The 887-nt window shown below is 56.9% G+C and carries 2 protein-coding genes; both read left to right on the forward strand.

Annotated features, from left to right (window positions below; all coding sequences use genetic code 11):
* Positions 1 to 13 precede the first annotated feature (13 nt).
* On the forward strand, positions 14 to 286 hold the full coding sequence (locus HGO40_RS27850) for a hypothetical protein (RefSeq protein WP_250965668.1): 273 nt from the start codon (positions 14 to 16) through the stop codon (positions 284 to 286).
* Positions 287 to 472: 186 nt separating this feature from the next.
* Entirely contained in the window at positions 473 to 685 is a 213-nt protein-coding gene (locus tag HGO40_RS27855) for a cold-shock protein (protein WP_250965660.1), read from the forward strand.
* Positions 686 to 887: the final 202 nt, after the last annotated feature.

Below are 887 nucleotides of genomic sequence, written 5' to 3' on the forward strand. Positions count from 1 at the left end.
ACACGCCCCAGCCATGAACCGATACATCCCCCTCCCCGGCGGCGACTGTTCCCCCGCCGCCCTGCTCATCGACACCCAAGCCCCCCTCGACGTCCTCCACGAAACCGCCGCCTACCGCATCCGCGCCGTCACCCAACTGTTGGAAAACATCGCCTTTCGCGAAGAACTCAGCTCCGACGCCGTCGTCCTCCACGACTTCGCCCTGCTCCTGGCGATTCCGTTGCGCGATGGCTGCGACGTGCTGGACGTGATCGGCCGCCGCTTGCAGGCACAAGCCATGGCCTGACCGCTGCGGCAGTTATTCGACTATCAATGCGCAAGCCGTTATTTCCTCTCGGTATTGCCTACTGTCAATGTTGACAGTAGGCAGCCACTTACGCGGGCCCTAAGCTCAACCGTGACAACGATAAAGGCTCTGGGCAACCCACAGTCCCTGTGCCTTTCTTCATTCGGGCAAGCAGGAAGAATAAAAATGAGCGACCAAATCAAAGGAACCGTGAAGTGGTTTAACGATGTAAAGGGCTATGGCTTCATTACCTGCGGCAATGGAGACGAGGACTTGTTCGTTCATTACTCGGGCATCGCTGGCAAGGGTTATAAAACATTGAAACAGAAGCAGACGGTTTTTTTTGAAATCGAAAAGGGCGACAAAGGCATGCAGGCCACGAGAGTGACGCCGGAATAAAACGCCTTCCATTCCAGAGAACGACCCCGTGTCGGCGAACCGCAAAACCTTGCTCTGCCGTTACCACTACGACCCACTGGATCGCCTGGTCGATTGCACACCATCAGCCCAGGCCCGCACCCTGCGCTTCTACCTGAAAGAACGCCTGACCAGCGAAATCCAGGGCTCGGTACAACACTCGATTTTCCAGCAGGCCGACCAA

The sequence above is a fragment of the Pseudomonas sp. CG7 genome (assembly GCF_023701885.1).
In the GTDB taxonomy this organism is placed as follows: Bacteria; Pseudomonadota; Gammaproteobacteria; order Pseudomonadales; family Pseudomonadaceae; genus Aquipseudomonas; species Aquipseudomonas zanjanensis.